Annotated in this window: 19 protein-coding genes and 1 tRNA gene; 11 read left to right on the top strand and 9 right to left on the bottom strand. The window is 63.2% G+C overall.

Going from position 1 to position 21,336, the window contains the following annotated elements; all coding sequences use genetic code 11:
- Positions 1 to 7: 7 nt before the first annotated feature.
- From NKI41_RS14885 to NKI41_RS14875, 3 genes are read right to left on the bottom strand one after another with little or no spacing between them, the layout of a single operon-like run.
- On the bottom strand, positions 8 to 958 hold the full coding sequence (locus tag NKI41_RS14885) for a dihydrodipicolinate synthase family protein (protein ID WP_352683730.1): 951 nt from the start codon (positions 956 to 958) through the stop codon (positions 8 to 10).
- Positions 948 to 1,943, bottom strand: a complete 996-nt coding sequence (locus tag NKI41_RS14880) for a Gfo/Idh/MocA family protein (RefSeq protein WP_352683728.1) — start codon at positions 1,941 to 1,943, stop codon at positions 948 to 950. Before NKI41_RS14880 ends, NKI41_RS14885 begins: the two co-directional genes overlap by 11 nt.
- Positions 1,940 to 2,911 (bottom strand): Gfo/Idh/MocA family protein, encoded by a 972-nt coding sequence (locus tag NKI41_RS14875; RefSeq protein ID WP_352683726.1) that lies wholly within the window; start codon positions 2,909 to 2,911, stop codon positions 1,940 to 1,942. The genes NKI41_RS14880 and NKI41_RS14875 overlap by 4 nt, the downstream gene beginning before the upstream one ends.
- A gap of 96 nt (positions 2,912 to 3,007) precedes the next feature.
- On the opposite strand from NKI41_RS14875, the gene NKI41_RS14870 reads away from it, so the two are divergent.
- The 7 genes from NKI41_RS14870 to NKI41_RS14840 all read left to right on the top strand — a co-directional run bounded on the left by NKI41_RS14870 (position 3,008) and on the right by NKI41_RS14840 (position 10,173).
- The gene (locus tag NKI41_RS14870; protein WP_352683724.1) at positions 3,008 to 3,721 is read left to right on the top strand and encodes a FadR/GntR family transcriptional regulator; all 714 of its coding nucleotides are present in this window, start codon (positions 3,008 to 3,010) and stop codon (positions 3,719 to 3,721) included.
- Between the two features lie 32 nt (positions 3,722 to 3,753).
- Complete coding sequence (locus NKI41_RS14865) at positions 3,754 to 5,334, top strand: ABC transporter substrate-binding protein (RefSeq protein ID WP_352683722.1); 1,581 nt, start codon at positions 3,754 to 3,756, stop codon at positions 5,332 to 5,334.
- A 66-nt stretch (positions 5,335 to 5,400) separates the two neighbouring features.
- Positions 5,401 to 6,360 (top strand): ABC transporter permease, encoded by a 960-nt coding sequence (locus NKI41_RS14860; protein WP_352683720.1) that lies wholly within the window; start codon positions 5,401 to 5,403, stop codon positions 6,358 to 6,360.
- On the top strand, positions 6,357 to 7,262 hold the full coding sequence (locus NKI41_RS14855) for an ABC transporter permease (RefSeq protein WP_502901208.1): 906 nt from the start codon (positions 6,357 to 6,359) through the stop codon (positions 7,260 to 7,262). The genes NKI41_RS14860 and NKI41_RS14855 overlap by 4 nt, the downstream gene beginning before the upstream one ends.
- A gap of 18 nt (positions 7,263 to 7,280) precedes the next feature.
- Entirely contained in the window at positions 7,281 to 8,198 is a 918-nt protein-coding gene (locus NKI41_RS14850; RefSeq protein WP_352683716.1) for a dihydrodipicolinate synthase family protein, read from the top strand.
- Positions 8,195 to 9,205 carry an ABC transporter ATP-binding protein gene (locus NKI41_RS14845; protein WP_352683765.1) on the top strand — a complete coding sequence of 337 codons (1,011 nt, stop codon included), beginning with the start codon at positions 8,195 to 8,197 and terminating at the stop codon, positions 9,203 to 9,205. The genes NKI41_RS14850 and NKI41_RS14845 overlap by 4 nt, the downstream gene beginning before the upstream one ends.
- Entirely contained in the window at positions 9,205 to 10,173 is a 969-nt protein-coding gene (locus tag NKI41_RS14840) for an ABC transporter ATP-binding protein (RefSeq protein WP_352683714.1), read from the top strand. The genes NKI41_RS14845 and NKI41_RS14840 overlap by 1 nt, the downstream gene beginning before the upstream one ends.
- Positions 10,174 to 10,189: 16 nt before the next feature.
- Here the strand turns inward: NKI41_RS14840 and NKI41_RS14835 are convergent, their stop codons facing one another.
- From NKI41_RS14835 to NKI41_RS14825, 3 genes are all read right to left on the bottom strand, one after another.
- Positions 10,190 to 10,903 carry a haloacid dehalogenase type II gene (locus tag NKI41_RS14835; protein ID WP_352683712.1) on the bottom strand — a complete coding sequence of 238 codons (714 nt, stop codon included), beginning with the start codon at positions 10,901 to 10,903 and terminating at the stop codon, positions 10,190 to 10,192.
- A gap of 172 nt (positions 10,904 to 11,075) precedes the next feature.
- A complete protein-coding gene (locus NKI41_RS14830) occupies positions 11,076 to 11,396 on the bottom strand; it encodes a DUF167 family protein (protein ID WP_352470731.1) in 321 nt (106 codons plus the stop codon).
- 13 nt (positions 11,397 to 11,409) lie between these two features.
- Positions 11,410 to 11,700 (bottom strand): YggT family protein, encoded by a 291-nt coding sequence (locus NKI41_RS14825; protein WP_023678162.1) that lies wholly within the window; start codon positions 11,698 to 11,700, stop codon positions 11,410 to 11,412.
- Between the two features lie 165 nt (positions 11,701 to 11,865).
- Between NKI41_RS14825 and NKI41_RS14820 the strand changes: the two genes are divergently transcribed.
- The 4 genes from NKI41_RS14820 to NKI41_RS14805 all read left to right on the top strand — a co-directional run bounded on the left by NKI41_RS14820 (position 11,866) and on the right by NKI41_RS14805 (position 17,552).
- A tRNA-Ala gene (locus NKI41_RS14820) sits at positions 11,866 to 11,941 on the top strand.
- A 243-nt stretch (positions 11,942 to 12,184) separates the two neighbouring features.
- Entirely contained in the window at positions 12,185 to 12,643 is a 459-nt protein-coding gene (locus NKI41_RS14815) for a hypothetical protein (protein ID WP_352683710.1), read from the top strand.
- Positions 12,644 to 12,763: 120 nt separating this feature from the next.
- Positions 12,764 to 15,991, top strand: a complete 3,228-nt coding sequence (locus tag NKI41_RS14810; RefSeq protein ID WP_352683708.1) for an AfsR/SARP family transcriptional regulator — start codon at positions 12,764 to 12,766, stop codon at positions 15,989 to 15,991.
- Between the two features lie 223 nt (positions 15,992 to 16,214).
- Positions 16,215 to 17,552, top strand: coding sequence for an LGFP repeat-containing protein (locus NKI41_RS14805; RefSeq protein ID WP_352540887.1), 1,338 nt, complete (start codon positions 16,215 to 16,217; stop codon positions 17,550 to 17,552).
- A gap of 380 nt (positions 17,553 to 17,932) precedes the next feature.
- Here NKI41_RS14805 and NKI41_RS14800 read toward each other — a convergent pair whose 3' ends face one another.
- From NKI41_RS14800 to NKI41_RS14790, 3 genes are all read right to left on the bottom strand, one after another.
- Entirely contained in the window at positions 17,933 to 19,987 is a 2,055-nt protein-coding gene (locus NKI41_RS14800) for a M3 family metallopeptidase (protein WP_352683705.1), read from the bottom strand.
- A gap of 91 nt (positions 19,988 to 20,078) precedes the next feature.
- Positions 20,079 to 20,489, bottom strand: coding sequence for a nuclear transport factor 2 family protein (locus NKI41_RS14795; protein ID WP_352683703.1), 411 nt, complete (start codon positions 20,487 to 20,489; stop codon positions 20,079 to 20,081).
- Between the two features lie 10 nt (positions 20,490 to 20,499).
- Entirely contained in the window at positions 20,500 to 21,144 is a 645-nt protein-coding gene (locus NKI41_RS14790) for a carbonic anhydrase (protein ID WP_352451260.1), read from the bottom strand.
- Between the last annotated feature and the right edge of the window lie 192 nt (positions 21,145 to 21,336).

Below are 21,336 nucleotides of genomic sequence, written 5' to 3'. Positions count from 1 at the left end.
GACGGGTCTACCACCATTCCGGGAAAGCCGCGTGAGCCGCCCTGGCCAGCGTCGGTATTTCCTGATCGGGAACGGAGCTGTAGGGCCAGAGCAATCGCGGCCCGAGCGGCGCCCAGCCGCCAGCCGCCGCCATCGCCTTATCGAGTGCTGCATCACCGACATTGTAACGGGTGCGAAACGGTAGGACATGTACGGCCAGGAAGGCCTGTATGCGGGCCTCGAGTTCGGCAGCTGCGGCCATGTCGGTGCGGATCATCTGCCACCACTGCACCGCGCCCTTCGGGTTGAGGCAGGCAACGTTGGAGTAGCTGCCATGGGCTCCCCCGGCATAGCCTGTTGCCAGCGTGTGGCCGGGGACGAAGACGGAAAATCCGTCCAGTCTGCGGCGCGTGTCGGCATACCAGCCGGCGTCGCCGCCCGGCAGCTTGGCGCCGACCAGCGATGGCACGGCCGCACGCAGACTGGCGATGCCGTCGAGCGTCAGGCGGCGCTTGGCGTGCGGCGGGTTGTAGAGCACCAGCGGCGTTTCGGGCGCGGCCTCGCAGAGGCCGCCGGCAAAACGCATGATCTCGTCGTCACTGGGCGGCCACCAGTCGGGCAAGGTGAATTGAGCCGCCGTCGGGCGAAGTCCGGCGACCCGCGTCAGTCGCTCCAGCGCGACGCGCGGATTGGACTGGCTGATGCCGATCTGGAAAGGAAGGCGCGCGCGGCCGGCTATGGTTGCGACCAACTCACAAAGCCGGTCGAATTCGGGCTCGGTCTGGCAATGGAATTCGCAGGCCGTGCCATTGGAATAGACGCCGTCGACGCCTGAGGCGCAGAGCCGGGCGATCGTCTCTTCCGTCGCCTGCCAGTCGATCGCTCCGCGATCGTCGATGGCCAGCATCACCGCGCCCCAGATGCCGCGCGGTGCGTGTGCGGGCAAGCGGGCCAGATGGTCGTCGAGGTCAGCGTCCACCGGCGATCTCGTGTTCGCGGCGGGTTTCGTTCGACGCGAAGGCAGCCTCGATAATGGCGATGATCTTGCGCGCATAGATGCCGTCGACCGGCACCGGCGTGTCATCGGCAATGGCATCGCGCATTGCGCTCCATTCGCGCACCAGCGCGTTATGCATCCAGTTCGGCTCAAAGGAACCGGGCAGCTCGGTCCAGACCGTCTCGCGGCCAAGCATGGTGCCGCGGTCCATGTCGATGCGCAGCGTTCCCCGCTCGCAGACCAGATCCATGGCATAGGTGGTGGCGCCGGTGCGATAGCCGACGCTCTGCACCTGGCCGATGCCGCCGCCGGCGAAGCGCAATCCGAGCAGAGCGCTGTCGTCTGCTTCCTGGTCATGGAACTTGGCGCCGAGCATGCCGCTCACCGACACGACATCGTCATCCATCAGCCAGACCAGACGATCGACCGCGTGGATGCCGGCCGTCAACAGCATGCCGCCGCCGGTCGCCTTGCGCAGATGCCAGTCGCGGCGATTGTGCTCCATCCACAGCTTGATGATCCAGCTCGATCCGGCGAGCGGCCGGCCGAGCTCGCCTTCCTCCAGAATTTGCCTGGCCGCCATGCAGGGCAGGGCGAAATGCATGAGGTGGGCGACCATCAGCTTGACGCCATCCTTGGCCACGGCGGCGTTGATCGCATCGCAGGCAGCCACCGTCGGCGCCATCGGTTTTTCGAGCAGGATATGCTTGCCGGCCTTTGCCGCGCCGATGGCCATTTCGGCATGGAGATGGTGCGGGCTGGCAATGAGGACCGCATCGACCTCCTTGTCGTCCAGCAGCCTTCGCCAGTCCGCGTAGCCGCGGCCGCCATGTTCAGCGGTGAATTGCTGCAGTGCGTCGGCATTTCCTCGAGAGGCGGCGACGAGGCGAATGCCGCCAGCCTCAGGGATTGCCCGCGCATGGGCTGCGCCGAAATCGCCGGCGCCGATAATTCCTATTCCAATCATGGTCCTGCCTTTTGATAGGCGGCGTCGATCAGCGACATCGCCGCAACATAATCTTCGATGGACACCGGCGGAGGCGCCTTTCTGGCCAGCCGGTCAAGCGTATCGCGCATGAACAGACGATAGCGCGTCGCCGGCAGTTCGACCGGCAAGTCGACGATTGCCGCGTCGTCGAGCGTTGCGCAGATAACATGGTCGCCATGATCGATGAGGGTGGCATTGGCACTGACGATGCGCCACTCGAAGTCACCGCCAGGGCGCATCGAAGCAAAGGTGTAACCGGCCTCGACGATGAACAGCGCGCCGGCCTCGTCCTCCAGCACCAGAAGTGCGTGATCCTCGACCGGGCCGGGATGGATGCGGTTCGCGATCGAAACGCTTTTCAGGCCGAGCTTGCCGGTTGCCAGGCTGAGTGCCGCGTCGACGCCGTGTATGCCGAGATTCCTCAACGCACCCCCGCCACCAACCGCCGGGTCGAGCACCCAGGCGACACCGTCGGCGATGTAGCGCCCAGGCGGGCCGTTGACCAGCCGGAACTGGCAATGCGCCACGGGGCCGGCGCGACCTTGCCGGCGCAGCCGTTCAAGGCCGGCAACGGCCGGCCCGAAACGGTTGGGCAGGGGAACAGCGACAAAAGCCTGGTACTGCCTGGCAAGGTCGCGCAGCGCCATCAGTTCCCTCGTATGGCTGGCCGCCGGCTTCTCCAGGATCAGCGGTATCCTTGCCGCGATGATCGCACGTGCCCGCGCCGGCACCATCGAAGGGTGCCCCATCAACAGGATCACATCCGGCGGGCTGGAGAGTATCTCCTTGAAATCTTCGATAAACGGCAGGTCGTGGTGCGCGGCGAACGCATGGGCTTGGCCAGGATTCTCGTCCCAGATACCGGCGATCTCCGCACCGGAAAAGCGTGCGGCGTCGAGGTGCATTTCGGCGTGCCAGTGGCTCGAGCCGGCGAGGATTATCTTCATTCGGGAGTAACACGTTGCTATGGGCTTGCAGGATATCCTACAAGTGGCTATACGACAAGCGGCGGGCAAGCTTCAGCGGATGATGAAAGCAGTGGGATGGCGGAACTGAAGTCGATCGAACCGTTGAGCAGACCACCGCTGCTGCACGTCACCGTGCAGGAAAGCCTCCGGGCCTATATCGAAAGCAACCAGCTCAAGGCCGGCGATCCCTTGCCGCCGGAGACGTTCCTGGCGCAGCGGCTCGGCGTCGGCCGCAACTCCGTGCGGGAGGCCATCAAGGCGCTGGAATCGATTGGCATCCTGGAGACACGGCGCGGCATCGGCGTGTTCGTCAAGGAGTTCTCGTTCAAGCCGCTGCTGGACAACCTGGCCTACGGTTTGCAGGATTCGCTGCGCGATGTCGAAGAGCTGCGCGAAATCCGCCGCGTGCTGGAAACCGGCCTCATCGCCAAGACGATCGAGATGATCAGCGCCGAAGATATCGAAGCGCTGCGCCAGTTGACCGAGCGCATGCGGCAACGTGCCGAGCGCCATGAGAGCTTCGCCGAAGAGGACCAGCAATTCCATCAGCTGCTGTTCCGCTGCCAGAACAATCGCATGCTGAGCGCGCTGATCGACATCTTCTGGATGGCGTTCAACAAGGCCTCGAATTTCACCAATCTCGACAATCCGACGCCGCTGGCGACATGGCGCGACCATCACGAGATCGTCGAGGCTGTCGCCGCCAAGGATGTCGACCAGGCGCGTCGGCGGCTCGACGACCATTACCGGGGGATCCAGCAGGTTATCGCCAAAAACCGAACAAGCTGAAGAACAACCTGACTATGCCAAGGGAGGAAACCATGCGCATCAGGACCATCGCATTCTCAGTCGCCGGGCTACTGCTCGCCAGCATTGCCCCATTGACCAGTGTCCAGGCACAAAGCGCCAAGACCATTGCGGGCGGCTTCGACGTCGGCCCGGGCGGTTTTCCCAAGAACTTCAACCCGCTGGTCGCGACCGGCGGCTACACCTGGCTCAGCACCTATTTTGAACCGCTGGTCATCTACAATGCCGGACTGACCGAGATCGAAGGCGACCTCGCCAAGGACTACAAGATCAGCGACGACCAGCTGAGCTATACGTTCAACCTGGTCAACGAGACTTGGCACGACGGCAAGCCGTTCACCTCGAAGGACGTCAAGTTCACCCTCGAGCTTGCCAGGAACAAGGCCTCCGGCAGCCTGTTTGCCGCCCGCCTCGCCAACATCGCCTCGGTCGATGCGCCGGATGACCACACCGCAGTGGTGAAGCTATCGAAACCGAACGGCTCGTTTCTATCCATCCTCTCGCAGCTGATGATCCTGCCGGAGCATGCCCTGGCCGCCCTGCCGCCGGAATCGCTGGCGACAAGCACCTGGTGGTCGACCACTCCGGTCGGCACCGGCCCGTTCAAGTTCAAGCGCTACGTGAGCGACCAATATGTCGAGCTGGCAGCCGATGACGATTATCGCGGCGGCAAGCCGAAGGTAGACGTGCTCATCAACCGCTATTTCGAGTCGCCGGCGGCGGCCGTTGCCGCGCTCCGTGCCGGCGAAATCCAGTTCACCTATGTCGAGCCCGACGATGCGGCATCGTTCAAGAGCGACAGCAATTTCAAGGTGATCGAAGGTGCCTCGTACGTGGTCAACTATATCGGCCTGAACCAGAAGGTCGACCTGTTTAGGGATATCCGTGTCCGCCAGGCGATCATGTACGCGATCGATCGCAACGCCATCATCGACAGCCTCTACGGCGGTGCCGCCGAGCCAGCCAATTGCGGCTATGTCGCGCCGCATCTCGTTCCCGCAGGCCTCGAACCCTATGCCTACGATCCGGCAAAGGCCAAGGCGCTGCTGAGCGAGGCGGGCTGGGACAAGATCAACGGCGACAAACCGATCACCCTGCTGACCTATTACGGCTCGCCGCAAGCGGCCAACGTGATGGCCGCCATCCAGTCGATGCTGGCCGAAGTCGGCATCAACGTGGTGCCGCGGGTCGTCGATACGCCGACCTATAACGGCATCGTCTACAAGCAAGGCACGCCGGACTGGAACGCCTTTCCGATGGTCTATGCCGGCCTGCAGAACGGCCCTAACCCGGCCGGCCTCAATCCCGGCCTCAACAAGTCGCAGATCCCGCCGGCAGGCTTCAACACCATGCGCATCGAGTTCGACGATCTGAGCACCGCATTGGACGCCGCGCTAGGCCAAACCGATCCGGCCAAGCTCGATCAATCCTGGCAGGGGGTCTGCAAGGTCATGAACAAGGACCTGCCCTGGGCGACGTTGTGGGTGGCCAACCGCTATGGCGTAGCCTCCAACAAGCTGCATGACTTCGTTTGGACGCCGGCGCCGGGCGGCGGCCCCTACGCAGCTCACCCCGAGCGCTGGGACATCCAGTAAGAAACCCGCAAGCAAGCGAGCAGGCGGGACCACTTTGGCGCCGCCTGCCACCGCCACGGAAAGCCCATGTTGAGCTTCATCGCCCGCCGCAGCGCCACAGGACTGCTGATGCTGGTCGCGCTCAGCGTCCTCATCTTCATCCTGTTGCGGCTGGCGCCGGGCGATCCGATCGACGCCTATATCAACCCATCGGTCCCCATGTCGGCTTCCGACCTCGAGGGCCTGCGCGAACGGCTCGGGCTCGATCGGCCGCTTCCCGTGCAATATCTCGCCTGGCTGCGCGCGGCGCTGAGCGGTGACTTCGGCTATTCGATCCAGCGCAGCGGCGTTGCCGTGCTGCCACTGGTCATGAAACGCATCGGCCCGACGGCGCTGCTGATGGGTACGGGCCTGGCGATCGCCATCGTGCTCGGCATTTCCGCCGGCATTTTCAGCGCGGTGCGCCGTAACGAACCATCCGACATCGCGCTGTCGGTGCTGTCGTTTATCGGTATCTCCAGCCCGGCTTTTCTGACAGCGCTGCTCGGTCTCTATTTCTTCTCGGTGCTGCTGCGCTGGGCGCCGTCCGGCGGCATGCAGACCGCGGGTGCGCCGTTCTCGGCGACGGATGTGCTTGCGCACCTCGTCCTGCCCGCCTGCCTGCTGTCCGTCGGCCATGCCGCGCTGATTATGCGTTACATGCGCGCCTCGCTGCTGGAAGTGCTCAACCAGGATTACGTGCGGACGGCGCGCGCCAAGGGCGTGCGCGAGTTCTGGGTTATCATCAAGCATGCAACCCGCAACGCGCTCTTGCCGGTCATTACCTTGATCGGCTCAACTGTCGGCATCGCCATCGGCGGCGCCATCTTCCTGGAAAGCGTGTTCAACTGGCCGGGCATGGGACTGCTTCTGGTCAACGCCGTCGGCACCCGCGATTACCCGGTGATCATGGGCGCTACCCTGGTGATCGGCGTTTGCGTCATCCTGGTCAACCTCTTGACCGACGTTGTCTATGCCGTCGTCGACCCGCGCATTCAGGTGGCATGATGGCAATCACGGCGCCAGATCCTACAGTTGACCCGACAGCCGTGCCGCAAACCAAAGGCCCGCTTCGCCGCGCGCTCGACCGCTTTTTTGAAAACCGCGCGGCGCGTGCCGGGCTTTTGATCGTCATCCCGATCCTGCTGGCGGTTTCGACGTATCCTTTGTGGTGGCCGTTCGGTCCTAACACCATCGACCTCCGAGCAATGAACAAGGCGCCGTCGGCCATTCATTGGCTGGGCAGCGACGGCGTCGGGCGCGACGTCATGGCCCGGCTGCTGCAAGGCGGGCGGATCTCATTGCTGGTTGCCGTCAACTCGGTCGCCATCTCCACGGTCATCGGCTTCCTGGTCGGTGCCGTCGCCAGCTTTGGCGGGCGTCTTGTCGACGGCACGGTGATGCGCCTGGTCGACCTGGCGATGACGCTGCCGCCGGTGATCTTCCTGCTGGTGCTGGCTTCGATCGCCGGCACCGGCATCGCCCCGACCATCCTGGTGATCTCGCTGCTCTCCTGGCCGGTGCTGTCGCGCATGGTGCGCGCCCGGCTGCTCGAACTGCGCGAGCGCGATTTCGTCGTTGCCGCCCGCGGCATGGGCGCGGGGCTGCCGCATCTGCTGTTCCGGCATGGCCTGCCCAATTGCATCGATATCCTGGTCGTCTACGCCACCTTGCAGATCGCCAACGCCATCCTGCTCGAGGCCGGCCTGTCCTTCCTCGGCCTCGGCATCGCACCGCCCGAAGCCAGCTGGGGCAACATGCTCAATCTCGCCCGCTCCACCGTGGTGCTTGAAAATTACCCCTGGCAATGGATGTTCCCGGGCGCCGCACTGGTGCTCACCGTGCTCGCCATCAATTTCATCGGCGACGGCCTGCGCGACGCATTCGACCCCCGCTCCGATCTCAACTGACCTCAAAGGTTCATCAAAATGCCCCTGTTTACCGGCGTCGTGCCACCTGTCGTCACCCCGCTCAATGCCGATTTCAGCATCGACTTTCCGTCGTTCACCCGCACCATCGAGAACCTGCTCGACGGTGGTGTTCACGGGCTGTTCGTGCTCGGCTCGACCAGCGAGGTGGTCTTCCACGACGAGGCGGGCCGCAGGGCCGTCCTCGAGCACGCGGTCAAGGTCAATAACGGCCGGGTTCCGATCTTCGCCGGGGTCATCGACCCGACGACCGACCGCGTCATCAACCACGCCCGCATCGCCAGATCGGCCGGCGCCGACGCCATCGTCGTCACCGCGCCGTTTTATACCCGCACCAGCCAGCCGGAGATCGGCGACCACTTCCGCTATATCAAGGATGCGCTCGACATTCCGGTCATCGCCTACGACATCCCGGTCTGTGTCCACGTCAAGCTGGAGCGCAAGACCACGGTCGGCCTCGCCAGGGAAGGCGCCATCGCGGGTATCAAGGATTCCAGCGGCGATGACGGCAATCTGCGTTACGTACTCAAGGACATGGCCGACGACCCCGGCTTCTTCGGCATGACCGGCTCCGAGATCCTGGTCGACAGCGTGCTGGCGATGGGTGCGCACGGCGTCGTGCCGGGGCTCGCCAATGTCGACCCGCATGGTTATGTCAGGCTGTGGAAGCTGACGCAGGCGGGCCAGCATGCCGAAGCCCGCCTCGAGCAGGAGCGGTTGCTGAAACTGTTCGAGATCGTCTGGATCTCGCTCGGCAGGACAAGCGCCGGCTCGGCCGGCGTCGGCGCCTTCAAGGCGGCGATGAAGAGCCTCGGCATCATCGCCTCGAACACCATGGCGCGGCCGCAACGCAGCCTGAACGACGAGGAAACCGCAAAGATCGACATGATCCTTCGCGATGTGGGGCTGCTCCGCTGAGCGCCATGCCGATCCTCTCGATTTCCGGCCTGCGCGCGGTGTTCCGCATCGCGGGGCGCGACATCGCGGCGGTAAGGGATGTCGACCTGACGATCGGCTCCGGCGAGACGGTGGCGCTTGTCGGCGAATCCGGATCCGGCAAATCCGTCACTAGCCTGTCGATCATCGGCCTGTTGCCGAAGAGGGTCGGACATATCGCCGAGGGGTCGATCGCGCTGCGGCGCAAGAACGGCACGGTCACCGAGCTGACCAGCCTCGATGCCGAGTCGCTGCGCAAGATACGCGGCAACGAGATCGGCATGGTGTTCCAGGAGCCGATGACCAGCCTCAACCCGGTCTACACGATTGGCGAGCAGATCGCCGAACCGATCCGCATCCATCTCGGCAAATCGCACCGCGAGGCAGAAGCAGATGCGGTGCGGCTGCTGGAACAGGTCGGCATTCCCGATCCGAAGCGGCGGGCGCGGCAATATCCGCACGAACTTTCGGGCGGGATGCGCCAGCGCGCCACCATTGCCATGGCCCTGTCCTGCGATCCTGGTTTGCTGATCGCCGACGAGCCGACAACCGCATTGGACGTCACCATCCAGGCCCAGATCCTCGATCTTTTGGCCGACCTGCAGGCGCAGCGCGGCATGGGCATCCTGTTCGTCACCCACAATCTCGGCGTCGTCGCCGAAATCGCCGACCGGGTGGTGGTGATGTATGCCGGGCGTATCGTCGAAACAGGTCCGGTGAGCGAAGTGTTCGCCCGTCCGCGTCATCCCTATACGGCAGGGTTGATGCGCTCGGTGCCGCGGCTCGGCCAGGCCACGGCGCTGAAGGCGGCGGGAACGCCGCTGCCGACCATTGCCGGAAATGTTCCGTCGCTCGCCTTGCTGCCCAAGGGCTGTTCCTTCGCGCCGCGTTGCCCGATGGCTATCGCTGCCTGCCGCGCCGCGGTCCCGCCATTGTTTGGGGCGACGCCGACCCAGCAAAGCCGCTGCCTGCGCTGGGAGGAGCTCTGATGGCCGACGCCCCTTTCCTTTCGGTCAAAAACCTGACCAAGCATTTTGCGCCGACAGCGTTCTCGCGCGGACCCGTCGTAAGGGCGTTGGAGGATATTTCCTTCGATATCGGGCGTGGGCAGGTGGTCGGCCTGGTCGGCGAATCCGGCTCCGGCAAGACGACGATCGGCCGCTCGGTGCTGCGTCTGATCGAGCCGACATCCGGCCAAATCAACTATAACGGCACCGACATCACCAGGCTGGGTGCCGCCCAGTTGCGCCGCCAGCGCCGCAAGATGCAGTATATTTTCCAGGATCCCTTCGCCAGCCTGTCGCCGCGCATGACGATCGGGCAGATCCTCACCGAGGGCCTGGACATTCAAGGCATCGGCAAGAAGTCCGAGCGGCGGGCGAAGGCCGAGAAGGCACTTGCCGCGGTCGAATTGCCGGTCGACGCCTATGACCGTTACGCCCATGAATTTTCGGGCGGCCAGCGCCAGCGCATCGGCATCGCCCGGGCGCTGACGCTCGAGCCGGAATTCATCGTTGCCGACGAGCCGGTCTCGGCACTCGACGTCTCGATCCAGGCGCAAATCATCAATTTGTTGCGCGACCTGCAGCTCCGGCTCGGCCTGACCATGCTGTTCATTTCGCACGATCTGGCTGTCGTCGAGTACATCTGCGACATGGTCATCGTGCTCTATCTCGGGCGCATCATGGAGGTTGCGCCGGCGGCCGAGCTTTATGCCCGGCCGCAGCATCCCTACACGCGCGCGCTGCTGTCAGCCATTCCGTCGCTCGATCCGCTGGCCAGGCAAAGCCGGCAGGTGCTCAAAGGCGATATTCCAAGCCCGGCAAACCCGCCGTCGGGCTGCGTTTTCCGAACCCGTTGCCCGTTCGCGCTGGAAGCTTGCGCCGGGGCTGTACCGCCGCTGAGGGCGACAGCCGAGGGCCATCTGAAGGCCTGCATTCGCGACGACATCGCTTAGGTTTTCTGCCCTCGGCCTACGGGAGAACTTGGGCGAGATGGACAAGGTCGTCGGCCACAAAGTCCCAGCTCTCAAGAGGCGAGAGATCGGTCGTCTGCGCCGGGCCATGCTCTTTTGGCCGAGCAACAAAGGCGGTTCCGATACCGCACCTTCGTGCCGCGGCCAGGTCGTCATTGTGCGCGGCGATTAACACGGCCTCCGCAGGTCGCACCCCCAGGATCTCCACTGCGCGGAGATAAGCCTGCGGCGCAGGCTTGTAGGTGCCGAACACATCCGAGCCAAGGACGGTGTCCCAAGGCAGGCCGGCGCGCTTGGCCATATCCAGCAACAGCCGGGTATTGCCTCCCGACAAGGGCGCGATGATGAAGCGCTCCCTTAGCCTCGCAAGGCCTTTCAGCGAATCGGGCCACGGCTCCAGCCGGTGCCAGGCGAGGTTGAGTTCCTCAAGTTCGGCGGTCGGCAGCTCGGACGGGGCCAGCCCGAACTGGACGAGGGTGGCGTCCAGATTCTCCCTGTTGATCACGTCAAGTGACACGAAAGGCCGGTGCCCCGTCCGCACCGCCTCGGTCGAGGCGTCATAGCGCGACGCCCACGCATCGGCGAATTCACCGGGATCGACCTGCTCTGCACCAACTCGCGCGAGGAAGGCGCCGGCCTCTCTTGCGATACCGCTGCGCCAGTCAACGACGGTTCCCAGAACATCGAAGAATAGAACTCGAGTAGTGGTCATTGAGCTTTCCTCCGACCTCATTGAAACGTCGCCGACGCCAACCCATATGCAATGCGCGTCGGATGTTTCCTCCCATTCGTCCGGCGCGTTCCCCTCTGAAGGTTTTCGACCTTCACATCTGGCCGGGCTTTGCAGCCCGGCCTTTTTTTGCGGGTAAGTGAGCCAGCCGAGATCATGGCGCAGGTGTGCCCAGCGTATCGATGCGTTTCGCCAGCGCCGCGGGATCGCCAAGCACGCGCAGCGTCTTCAGCCGAGCTGTGCCGCCGGCAGCGATCGAGACGCCCGATGCCGGCACGCCAAGCGCCTTGGCTACCAGCCTTTCCAGCGCTCGATTGGCGGCTCCGTTTTCCGGCACGGCGCGGACGCGAGCCTTCAGATGGCTTCGTCCATCCGCCGATGTTTCGATGCCTTCCAGCCTGTCCATCGCTGATTTCGGCGTCAGCCGGACAAACAGGTCGATGCCGTCGGCGCGCGTGCGGAACGGCGCACTCATCGACGCCCTGGGCTCAGACGACCAGCGAAAGCACGGTGGTGAGCAGGAACTGCCGGATGAAGAACAGGATCAGCAGCAGGATGATCGGCGAGATGTCGATGCCGCCGAGGTCGGGCATGAAGCGGCGGATCGGCCGCAGCGCCGGCTCGGTCAGCCGATAGAGCATGTTGCTGATGGTGTCGACGAACTGGTTGCGGGAGTTGACGACGTTGAAGGCGTAGAGCCAGGAAAATATCGCCGAGGCGATGATGATCCACCAGTAAAGGTCAAGCGCCATGACAATGGTCTGAATGAGGGCGATCATGCCGGTCTCCGATTGTTGCCGACATGTAGCCACTGTAGGTGAAAGCGGCAAGAGCCGCCTTCTGCCGCATGGGCGAGGGCGCACGAACGGCCGAGCGGCATTTCGGCAGCAAGCGCAGCCTTGACAGGAAACCGCAGCGGCCGATAAAAGCCCCATCCGCTGGACGGGGCTGTAGCTCAGCTGGGAGAGCGCGTCGTTCGCAATGACGAGGTCAGGAGTTCGATCCTCCTCAGCTCCACCAGCGGATTTTTTCCGACCCTTTGCCTGGATGAATTCCAAGGAAATCCTCCTTGGATTCGCGGCGTCTCTCAGACGAAGCTCGCGAACGCATTGCAGGCCTGCTGGCGGCTTGGCACTATCGTTGCCGGGTGGATTCACATCGGCGACGTAAAGACCCTCTACACCAGTAGCGTATGCGGCCTATTGCCACTGCGCCTCGTCCTTGCCAGACTTGGTCCGTCTTCAAAACCGAGGGGAATTCACCATGACCAGCACGACAAGGCGTGATTTTGTAGGTCTTACAGGAATGGCAGCGACTGCCCTGGCCGGTGCTGTTGCAACACGAGCTACCGCTGCGGAAAGCGACGTAGCGCCATCGTTCGATGAGGTTCTTCAAGAGTACAACCAAAACAACACAGAAAGGACTAGATCAAAGCTGGCGATCTATGTGGTCCTTTCTCATCTGCACGCCAGTCTCGAGGAGGAATTTAGCGACCTTGGGCTAGAGCTGCCTTTAGGGAAAAAGGCCTTGCCATCGAACCTGCCGGCCAATTTCGCCGACGCGCAGGTTGCACCCCTTCCTTGGCTCTTCAAGCCCTCGGAAGTTACCGACCACGAACGAAACGGCTATGCGGCGATTGCAATGCGAATGAACGCAGTGATGGCAAGACACACCGCCGACGTGAGTGTCGGGGTTTCGCATATCATGTCGCACAAGGGATAACCGCGACCTTGCCGGCGAGAACGGCACGTCAGGCGAGCACAACGCCGGCCGGCGATTTGTTGTTGCGGGCGAACCGATTACCTGTTTTGGCGAGGCGACTGCGCTGCGAGAGTCCTCACAATGGATAAATACTTCCGGGACGCGCCGCGCGAGATAGCAAAGCTCTCGGCACCCCGGCCAGTGGGAATTGTCAGCCGTGCGCGCGTAGTGGCGCTGCTTTCGCAGGCCCTCGACAGCGGTGCATGCTGGCTGGCGGCGCCTGGTGGATACGGCAAGACCACCGCGGTGATCGACTTTCTGGAACACGGCGGGCTGGAACACGGCGGGCTGGAACAAGGCGGGCTGAAGCAAGGCGAATCGGCGTACAACTGGTATCGGGTCGACACCGAGGACCAGGACGTTGCGCGCCTTTTCCACTATCTGACGCTGTCGCTCGACGGCAGGCATGCCGGCATGCCGGTCTTTGGTCCGGAATATGCCGACAATTCCGACGATTTCGCGCGGCTGTTCTTCCGCACCTATTTCTCGCGGCTTGATCCGGGCACGATCCTGGTCCTCGACGATCTGCATCGTGCCGATGCGCCAGGCTTTCGCCGGACGCTGGCGATCCTGTTGCGCGAACGCCCCAACACTGTCCGCTGCATCTGCACATCGCGGATGCTGCCTGAGGGCGACGTCGCCGACCTCGTGCTGTCGGGACAGTTGCCGGTGCTCAACCAAACGCTGCTGGAGTTTTCGCCTGGGGAGGCTCGCAACCTCGTCACCGCCCGCTCGCAATCGCCGTCCGAGGTCGGCGACATTTCGGAGGCGCGCGGCTGGGCGGTGGGCCTTCTCCTGCTGGCCAACGCCGGAATGTACTACCCGCTTTCGCAGACCGGCCTTGCCGGGGGCGCCGGCCTTCGGGAGATTGTCGGACGTTATTTCCTGCGCGACATCGCGCCGGAGGACCAGGATCTGCTTATCAGGCTCAACGTTCTGCCGGAGATCAGCACGGAGCTTGCCGATGCGTTCCTGGGCTCGCCGCAGGCTGCTCGCCTGCTGGTGCGGCTGCAGCATCGCCAGCTGCTGATCACGCGCGACGGTCCGGGCGGCGCCGCCTTCCAGCTGCATGACTTGTTGCGCGAATACCTTGCCGGCCTACTGGACCGGCGCGTGACGGAAGCGGACCGTTCCAGGCTGCGCGAGCAGGCAGCAAAGGTCCTGCACGAGGCAGACAAAACCGACGCGGCAATCGTGCTGGCGTTGCAGGCGGGCGCCTGGCCGCTGGCACGCCAGCTCATTCTGGAGTGCGCTAACGGCGTTCTCACGCAAGGGCGCAGGGCCAGCTTCGTCGAATGGTGCAACAGGCTGCCCCCCGAGCAGATGGACGGGTGGGTCCATTATTGGCTGGGCGTCGCCTTCGCATCGGACGATGCGAAGGCCGAACCGCACTTCTCCAAGGCATGGCAAGCATTCGAGAACACCGACATGCGCGGCCAATGCCTGACGGTCGCGCGAGCGGTCGTAGTCAAGACCGCCAGTTGGCGTACGCATGAGGGGCTGGCGGATTGGACGCGCCGAGCCTCACAGCTTCTTGCCAGGGGATTGCCGGAGTTGGATCCGGAGGAACTCATGATGGTCAGGCTCGGCATCCTGCGGGCCGTCGATTTCGCCGAACCTGGCGAATTCGACGCCCATGACGCGAAGCGCCTCGTGAATGATATCCAGCAGCGCCTGACACATCTGCCGATCGAGGATTCGGTCGAGTTGCGCCTGCTGGCAAGCGAAGCGCTCATCGACTACGCGACCTCGTCGGGGCAGCGCGACATTTTTGCCAATGCCGTGGACAGCGTTGCCGCCGATCTCGAACATCCGGATATCCCGCCGCTAGTGCTCGGCATGTGGCTGGTGTCCTTTGGCTCGGCCAGCGGCCGTTACTTCCCCTATTCGCGGCGCGGATTTGTCTATGCCTCGGCCGAGGATGCGTTGCGACGCGCAACGGCGATAGGCGAGCAGCACGCCTTGCGGGGCGTCGAGTTCAGCGCCCTCTATCAGCTTCAATTGCTGATGAAGCTCCACAACAGGTTCTCGGAATTCAATGCGCTCGTCTCCCGGCTGGGCGAGATCGCGGACAGCAGGTTCACAACCCAGGTCGCTGTAGTCGCCGACTGCCACGCGGCGATGCACACGCGCAACGGCGACTTCGTCAAGGCTTATCTCGACTGCGATGCCTTCATGGATGCGATCGAGCGGGCGAATGAGCCGATGATCGAACGCTGGCCGCATTACGTCACCAAATACCAGGTCCTGCTGGCCGATCGGCGTCCAGCGGAGGCCATTGCGCTACTCCAGGAGATCGTCGAAAGGCTGAGCGGCGGCCCTCGCCAGCGGGTCGAACTCAACATTCTGGCCGCTCGGGCCCTGGAGCAGAAGTGGAAAGGCGGCGCGTCCTATGGCACTCGTCTGGCTGAATTCATGGAGGTGTTGCGCCAGGTCAACCCCTCCGCAATCCTGCTCAACCTGCCGGACCTATTGGCCGATCTGGTCGCCGATGCGCTGGAGCGAAAGATCGACGTCGATCTCTGCCGCCGCGTCGTTCGGGCGCGATATCTGGTCCCGCCCGCTGGCCGACCCGTCCAGTGGCCTTGGCCGCTCAGGATCCACTTGATGGGAGGCTTCCGCCTCGAGATCGATGGTGCCGAGGTCGCGCCCGGTGCCAAACCTACCCGCGCTCTCGACATATTGCGCATTATCTGCCTGTCGAGGGATCAGGTCTGTTCGGTGGAAACCCTGCAGGATTGGCTCTGGCCCGACCTCGACGGCGACCAGGCCAAAGCGGCCTTGGAGCAGGCGCTGCATCGTCTGCGCAAATTGCTCGGGCAAGGCGAGCTCGTAACGCTGAGAGAGGGCCCTTTGCGGCTCGCTGCCGACAAGGTCTGGATCGATCTGCAGGATTGGGAAGACCGGCTGAAACCCGTTCTGTCGGGCCAAAGAGACAGCGCAATCGAGGAGCAGGAGAGACTGCTGGAAGGCTTTGTCGGCCCGCTTTTCTCGAATGGCCCGACGCCCGCCTGGTCGAACGCCGCGGCCGACCGGGTGCGGGACGGGTTGGTCGAGCTTGCCGTGCGGGTCGCCAAACACTGGCAGAGCCAAGGCAACGCAGATCGGGCACGCCAAGCGTGCCGGCGTGCGCTCGATTTCTACCCGGAATCGGCCAAACTCCATGGCACGCTCATCCAGGAGAGCCTCTCCAGAAACGACCATGCCGGCGCCATCGAGGATTACCGGCGCTATGAACGCGCGCTCGCTTCGACCGGCGATGACGAGCCCTCGCCTTTGCTGCGTTCGCTCGTGCGCCCGCTTCTCTAGACCGGCCATCGTTTCACCGAAACGCCGAACCGCTCTATCTCTTTATTTTTGCGCAATTCCGGACGGAAAACCGTTCCACACTTTTCCTGGAATTGCTCTGGCGCAGCTCGGAACTCTGTAAGCCGTCCGTAAGTCGCGGTCTGGGAATCTCGGCCCGTCGATCAAAACCGATCGCCGGAGGCCTGAAGCCCCCGATACCAACACTCACAGGAAGGAAAAGGTCATGCCGTATACTGCCAGAGCAACTTCGAGAGTGCGTGCCGGCACCATCCGCGCTGGAGCCACAAGACTTTCCGACCAGCTCAGGATCGGGCCTTGGTCGCTCCTCTCGCCCGAAGCTGTCATACAGCAAAAGTACAACTCCCTTGGAGGCGCCGGCTTCGCCGAGATCGACAGGAAGGACACTGGAAAAGCCTGGTATCTCAAGAACGGCTCATGCATTTGTTACAACGATGCCATGCACGACGCCTTTGAGATCCATGGCGAAATCTACAGGAAGTGGATTGCGCTTGGCGGTCTCGCATGGGGCATTCCCTGCACCGACGAAACCGGAACTCCCGACGGCGTCGGCCGATACAATCACTTCAACAACAATACCGCTTCGATCTACTGGACACCGAATACCGGTGCTCAAGCGATTTGGGGGGCAATTCGCGGCAAATGGGCAGCAATGGGCTGGGAGCGCTCGGTTCTCGGCTATCCGGTCACCGACGAAACCGGAACTCCCGACGGCGTCGGGCGCTACAACCATTTTGCCAATGCCGGCTCGATCTACTGGACACCGAACACAGGAGCCAACGTGGTGTACGGTGACATCCGCAAGAAGTGGGAGAGCCTGGGCTGGGAACAGTCATATCTGGGATATCCCACGACCGACGAGACCGAATTTGCCGATGGTGGCCGGGCCAATCTGTTTGAAAACGGCGGCATATACTGGTGGCCCGACACCGGCGCGATCGACCTTCGAGATGTCGTCGTCCACTATACCGGCCTCCATTGCTTCGGCGAGACCGACTGGGATCAGGGATCGAGTGCGGACGAACCCTATGTCATCGTCAGCGTGACAACGCCGCAGATCGCCGACACCAAGCGCAGCCAGGTCTATGGCGACGTCGATGCCGGAGATACAAGACCCGACCTTATGGAAATCTATCGAGGCAAGCCTTACGGCATCAATATCGGCACGGTGCTGATGGAAAACGATTTCGGCGACCCCAACAAATACAAGGACGAGGTGCAGAAGATCGTCATGGGCGTCCATACGGCGGGCACGCTCGCTTTGGGCCTCATTCCGGTGGCAGGACCTATCATTGCCGCGATAGCCGGCCCGGCCCTGGGATCCTTGATGCCATCGATCGGCGGCGCCATCAGCGATCTCTTCGATTGGGGCGATGACAGGATCGGGAGCGCGACAGTAACCATCTCCGCAAAACAGATGGTGTTGCTCGCGGCACGCACGAACAATACCACCTTCAGCGGGATTGGGTTCAAGGTGGAAACGCCCCTGATTTCCGGCGATGGGGCTTCCTACAAAGCCTATTTTGGCTTTGTGCCTGCCTAGGCCAATCGCCCTGGCAAAAAAGCTTGCCGGGACAATCAAACTTACCAGCCCCGCCTTCCATTGGCGGGGCTGCCAGTTCGCGACAGAGAGTTTCCGTAGCGGTCGTCGCAAGGCGCGGTCCGGATGCGGCAGCGGCCGATCAGCATAGCGGGCAAGCTGTCGTTGCCTAACCCCGCACAGCCCGTAGCGCCGCCATGAACGCGGCTCCTTCGGCCGGAACGATGGAGACCGCATTAAGTGCGGTCACCTCAACGACGCGGCCGCAGCCAACGAGGCCGAACGGGACCGGCGGAAACCGGATCAGGCGGTGCGCAACCCGCCGCCATGACAGCCGAGATCAATCAGGATGGAAAGAGAACGGTGACAAGAGCGGGCATGCATCACACCAGCCCGCGCTTGGCCATCATCGCTTCCGGGGAAGGCATCTTGCCGCGGAAGGCGGTGTAGAGTTCTTCCGGGTCCTTTGAACCGCCGGCGGCGTAGATGTTCTTGCGCAGCCGCTCGGCCAGCGCCGGATTGAAGGGATCGCCTGTTTCCTCGAAGGCGGCGAACGCGTCGGCGTCGAGCACTTCCGACCACATGTAGGAGTAATAGCCGGCAGAATAGCCATCGCCGGCGAAGATATGGCCGAAATGCGGGGTGCGGTGACGCATGGCAATGGTGTCAGGCATGTCGAGCTTTTCGAGCGTCTCGGCTTCGAAACGAAGCGCCTGTTCCGGTGCATCCGGCCGGGCGTGGTAGGCCATGTCGACCAAGGCCGAGGCGGTGAACTCGACGGTGGCGAAGCCGGCGCCGAAGGTGCGCGCCGCCAGCATCTTGTCGACCAGCGCCTTTGGCATCGGCTTGCCGGTCTTAATATGCAGCGCATGCTTTTCCAGTACCGCCGGCACCGTCAGCCAGTGTTCGTAGAGCTGCGAGGGCAGCTCGACGAAATCGCGGCTGACCGAGGTGCCAGCGACCGATGGCCAGGTAACGTCGGTCAGCATGCCGTGCAGCGCGTGACCGAATTCGTGGAACAGGGTCTTGGCCTCGTCGACCGACAGCAAGGCTGCCTCGCCGGCCGGCGGCTTGGCGAAATTCATGATGTTGTAGATGACCGGCTTGGAGCCATCGCCAAGCTTGTAGCCGGATTTCAGCGCGCTCATCCAGGCGCCGGAGCGCTTCGAAGGCCGCGCGAAATAGTCGGCGAGGAACAGGCCGCGCTCGCTGCCGTCGGCATTCTTCACGACGAAAACGCGAGCGTCCGGATGCCAGGTGGCAATGCCCTTCTTTTCTTCGAAAGAAATGCCGAACAATCGTGTTGCCACGTCGAAACAGGCGTCGATGATGCGGTCTAGCTGCAGATACGGCTTCAGCTCGGCCTCGTCGAAGGCGAATTTCTCTGCACGCAGCTTCTCCTGATAGAAGCGCCAGTCCCAGGCAGCGAATTTCTCGTTGCTGCCGGCCTCGACCGCCAGCCGCTGCAATTCGGCCTGGTCGCTTGCGGCCTTTTCCACCGCCTTTTCCCAGACCGGATCGAGCAGCGCGTGCACCGCCTCCGGCGTCTTGGCCATGGTGTCGTCGAGCTTCAATGCGGCGTAGGAAGCATAGCCGAGCAGCTTCGCCTTCTCGGCGCGCAGGCGCAGCATGTCGCGCACCACTTCCGTGTTGTCGGTAGCGCCGCCATTCTGACCACGCATGATGAAGGCGCGGAACGCCGTCTCGCGCAGGTCGCGGCGTTCTGAGAAGGTCGAGAACGGCTCGTAGATCGAACGCGACAAAGTGACGGCGTAGCGGCCCTTCTGGCCGCGCATCTCGGCGGCTTCCGCCATCGAGCTTTTCAGGAATTCCGGCAGGCCGGCCAGGTCGGCCTCGTCGAGGAACAACGCCCAGTCGCGCTCGTCGGCAAGCACGTTCTGGCCGAAATTGGTGCCGAGCGACGACAATTCCTCGTTGATCGAGGCCAGCCGCTTCTTGCCTTCGGCGTCGAGCCTGGCGCCGGAGCGGACGAAGTTTTTCCAGGTCTTTTCCAGCACCCGCAGCGTTTCGGCATCGAGCTTCAAAGCCTCGCGGCGCTGATAGAGATCGTCGATGCGGGCAAACAGTCGCTCGTTCATCGAAATCGCCGAGTAATGCCGCGACATTTTTGGCGAGATGTCGCGCTCCAGCGCCTGGATCGCCTCATTGGTGTGGGCGCCGGCGCGGCACCAGAAGATCGAGGAGACATGGTCGAGCGCCTCGCCGGCAAGCTCGAGCGAGGCAAGCGTGTTTTCGATCGTCGGCGTCCCGGTGTTGCCGGCAATCGCCTCGATCTCGGCCTCATGCGCCTTCAGGGCCGCGTCGAAGACCGGAGAAAAATCGCCGTCGCCGATGCGCGTGAAATCGGGCAGGCCGAGCGGCCCTTGCCATGCGGTCAGCGGATGGGCGGCGAGGTCGACGGTGGACGGCATGGGCAAACTTTCGCTGAGGAAGGCGGGAGAAGCGGATCGTCACCGATGTAAGGCGCCGGCCCGTTGCGCGCAACAGCGGGTCCCGTTCATGGTTCCGTCAGTAGCCGTCGCAGTTTTCGGCGATCGCGGCTTGCGAACTGGCGGTGATCTGGTCGTTGGCGACTGCAAAGGTCTCCTGCATCAGCATGTCGTTGCTGGGAAAATCATAGCATGCGATCACAGTGGTGACGCCACCCTCCGATTTCTCGATCCGATGGCGGATTTCGGCCCCGGCGACGGCGCCCTGCCACTCGGCGATCGAGGCGATGAATTCCTGCTTGCTTTGCACGACGCCGAGGTCGTCGAGCTTGATGCGGACGTTGTCGGCGAGCAGGTCCGACAATTCGGTGCGGTCGGCGATCAGCAGTGCCGAATACCAGCGGTCGATGATCGCGCTATCGTCGGCGCGGGCGACAGTTATCGGGCACAGCAGTGCCGCCGCCGCGAACGCGATCCGAGCTCGCACCATGCCTCGTCTCCTACTCCGTCTCCGGCCGCTCGAAATCGCCGGTTTCCTTGTTCATCACCCAAAGCTCGCCGGTCGAAATGTCGAACCAGGCACCGTGCAGCGACAGTCGCCCCTTGCCTTCGAGGATCGAAACACAAGGGAAGGTACGCAGATTGGCGATGGAATACCGGATCGAGATGCGCTCCAGCGCCGTCTGGCGCTCGGTCGCGGTCATGAAGGTGCTGGACGATACGGTCTCGGCCGCGGGCGCGATCAGGCTCATCCACTTGCCGATGAAATCGCCCGGCGACAAGGGTGCGGCCGTGGTGTCGAGTGCCGCGCGGATGCCGCCGCAGCGGCCGTGGCCCATCACCACGATGTTCTTGACCTTGAGGCTCTGCACGGCAAATTCGAGCGCCGCCGATGTCGAGTGGAACTGATCGTCTGGCGCATAGGGTGGCACCAGATTGCCGACATTGCGCAGCACGAACAGCTCGCCCGGCCCGGCATCGAAGATCGCTTCGGGCGCGGCCCGCGAATCGCAGCAGGCGACGATCATCGTTTCCGGTGCCTGGCCCTCTCGCGCCAGCGAGCGATAACGGCCGCTTTCGGTGAGATAGCGGCCGCTCATGAAACTGCGGTAGCCGGTGAGAAGATGCTCGGGAAGATGGGGCATGGGCAGCGGTGGGAGCCTTTCCGGGTTGAAGGCAGCTCGGTTCAATCCCGAAAGGCTCTAGCGCATCGGCCCGAAAATCGGAACCGATTTTCGGAAAGCGGGATGGCGTGGTTTCGACGTGCTAGCCCGTATTTTGACACAGGTGAACGAACGCCGCCATTAATCGGCCTCAGAACCGCAGATTGGCGGTTC

The organism is Mesorhizobium sp. M0601, assembly GCF_040320845.1.
GTDB lineage: Bacteria > Pseudomonadota > Alphaproteobacteria > Rhizobiales > Rhizobiaceae > Mesorhizobium.
The sequence above is the reverse complement of the archived record's forward strand: the minus strand, read 5'-3'. Positions and strand labels throughout refer to the sequence as shown.

Excerpts from the sequence above, each read along its gene's own strand:
- NKI41_RS14795 (WP_352683703.1), bottom strand. The coding sequence starts at position 20,489 with ATGGTGCGAGCTCGGATCGCGTTCGCGGCGGCGGCACTGCTGTGCCCG.
- NKI41_RS14805 (WP_352540887.1), top strand. The coding sequence starts at position 16,215 with ATGCCGTATACTGCCAGAGCAACTTCGAGAGTGCGTGCCGGCACCATC.
- NKI41_RS14840 (WP_352683714.1), top strand. The coding sequence starts at position 9,205 with ATGGCCGACGCCCCTTTCCTTTCGGTCAAAAACCTGACCAAGCATTTT.
- NKI41_RS14850 (WP_352683716.1), top strand. The coding sequence starts at position 7,281 with ATGCCCCTGTTTACCGGCGTCGTGCCACCTGTCGTCACCCCGCTCAAT.
- NKI41_RS14790 (WP_352451260.1), bottom strand. The coding sequence starts at position 21,144 with ATGCCCCATCTTCCCGAGCATCTTCTCACCGGCTACCGCAGTTTCATG.
- NKI41_RS14815 (WP_352683710.1), top strand. The coding sequence starts at position 12,185 with ATGACCAGCACGACAAGGCGTGATTTTGTAGGTCTTACAGGAATGGCA.
- NKI41_RS14835 (WP_352683712.1), bottom strand. The coding sequence starts at position 10,903 with ATGACCACTACTCGAGTTCTATTCTTCGATGTTCTGGGAACCGTCGTT.
- NKI41_RS14860 (WP_352683720.1), top strand. The coding sequence starts at position 5,401 with ATGTTGAGCTTCATCGCCCGCCGCAGCGCCACAGGACTGCTGATGCTG.
- NKI41_RS14830 (WP_352470731.1), bottom strand. The coding sequence starts at position 11,396 with ATGAGTGCGCCGTTCCGCACGCGCGCCGACGGCATCGACCTGTTTGTC.
- NKI41_RS14855 (WP_502901208.1), top strand. The coding sequence starts at position 6,357 with ATGATGGCAATCACGGCGCCAGATCCTACAGTTGACCCGACAGCCGTG.
- NKI41_RS14875 (WP_352683726.1), bottom strand. The coding sequence starts at position 2,911 with ATGAAGATAATCCTCGCCGGCTCGAGCCACTGGCACGCCGAAATGCAC.
- NKI41_RS14825 (WP_023678162.1), bottom strand. The coding sequence starts at position 11,700 with ATGATCGCCCTCATTCAGACCATTGTCATGGCGCTTGACCTTTACTGG.
- NKI41_RS14870 (WP_352683724.1), top strand. The coding sequence starts at position 3,008 with ATGGCGGAACTGAAGTCGATCGAACCGTTGAGCAGACCACCGCTGCTG.
- NKI41_RS14810 (WP_352683708.1), top strand. The coding sequence starts at position 12,764 with ATGGATAAATACTTCCGGGACGCGCCGCGCGAGATAGCAAAGCTCTCG.
- NKI41_RS14880 (WP_352683728.1), bottom strand. The coding sequence starts at position 1,943 with ATGATTGGAATAGGAATTATCGGCGCCGGCGATTTCGGCGCAGCCCAT.
- NKI41_RS14865 (WP_352683722.1), top strand. The coding sequence starts at position 3,754 with ATGCGCATCAGGACCATCGCATTCTCAGTCGCCGGGCTACTGCTCGCC.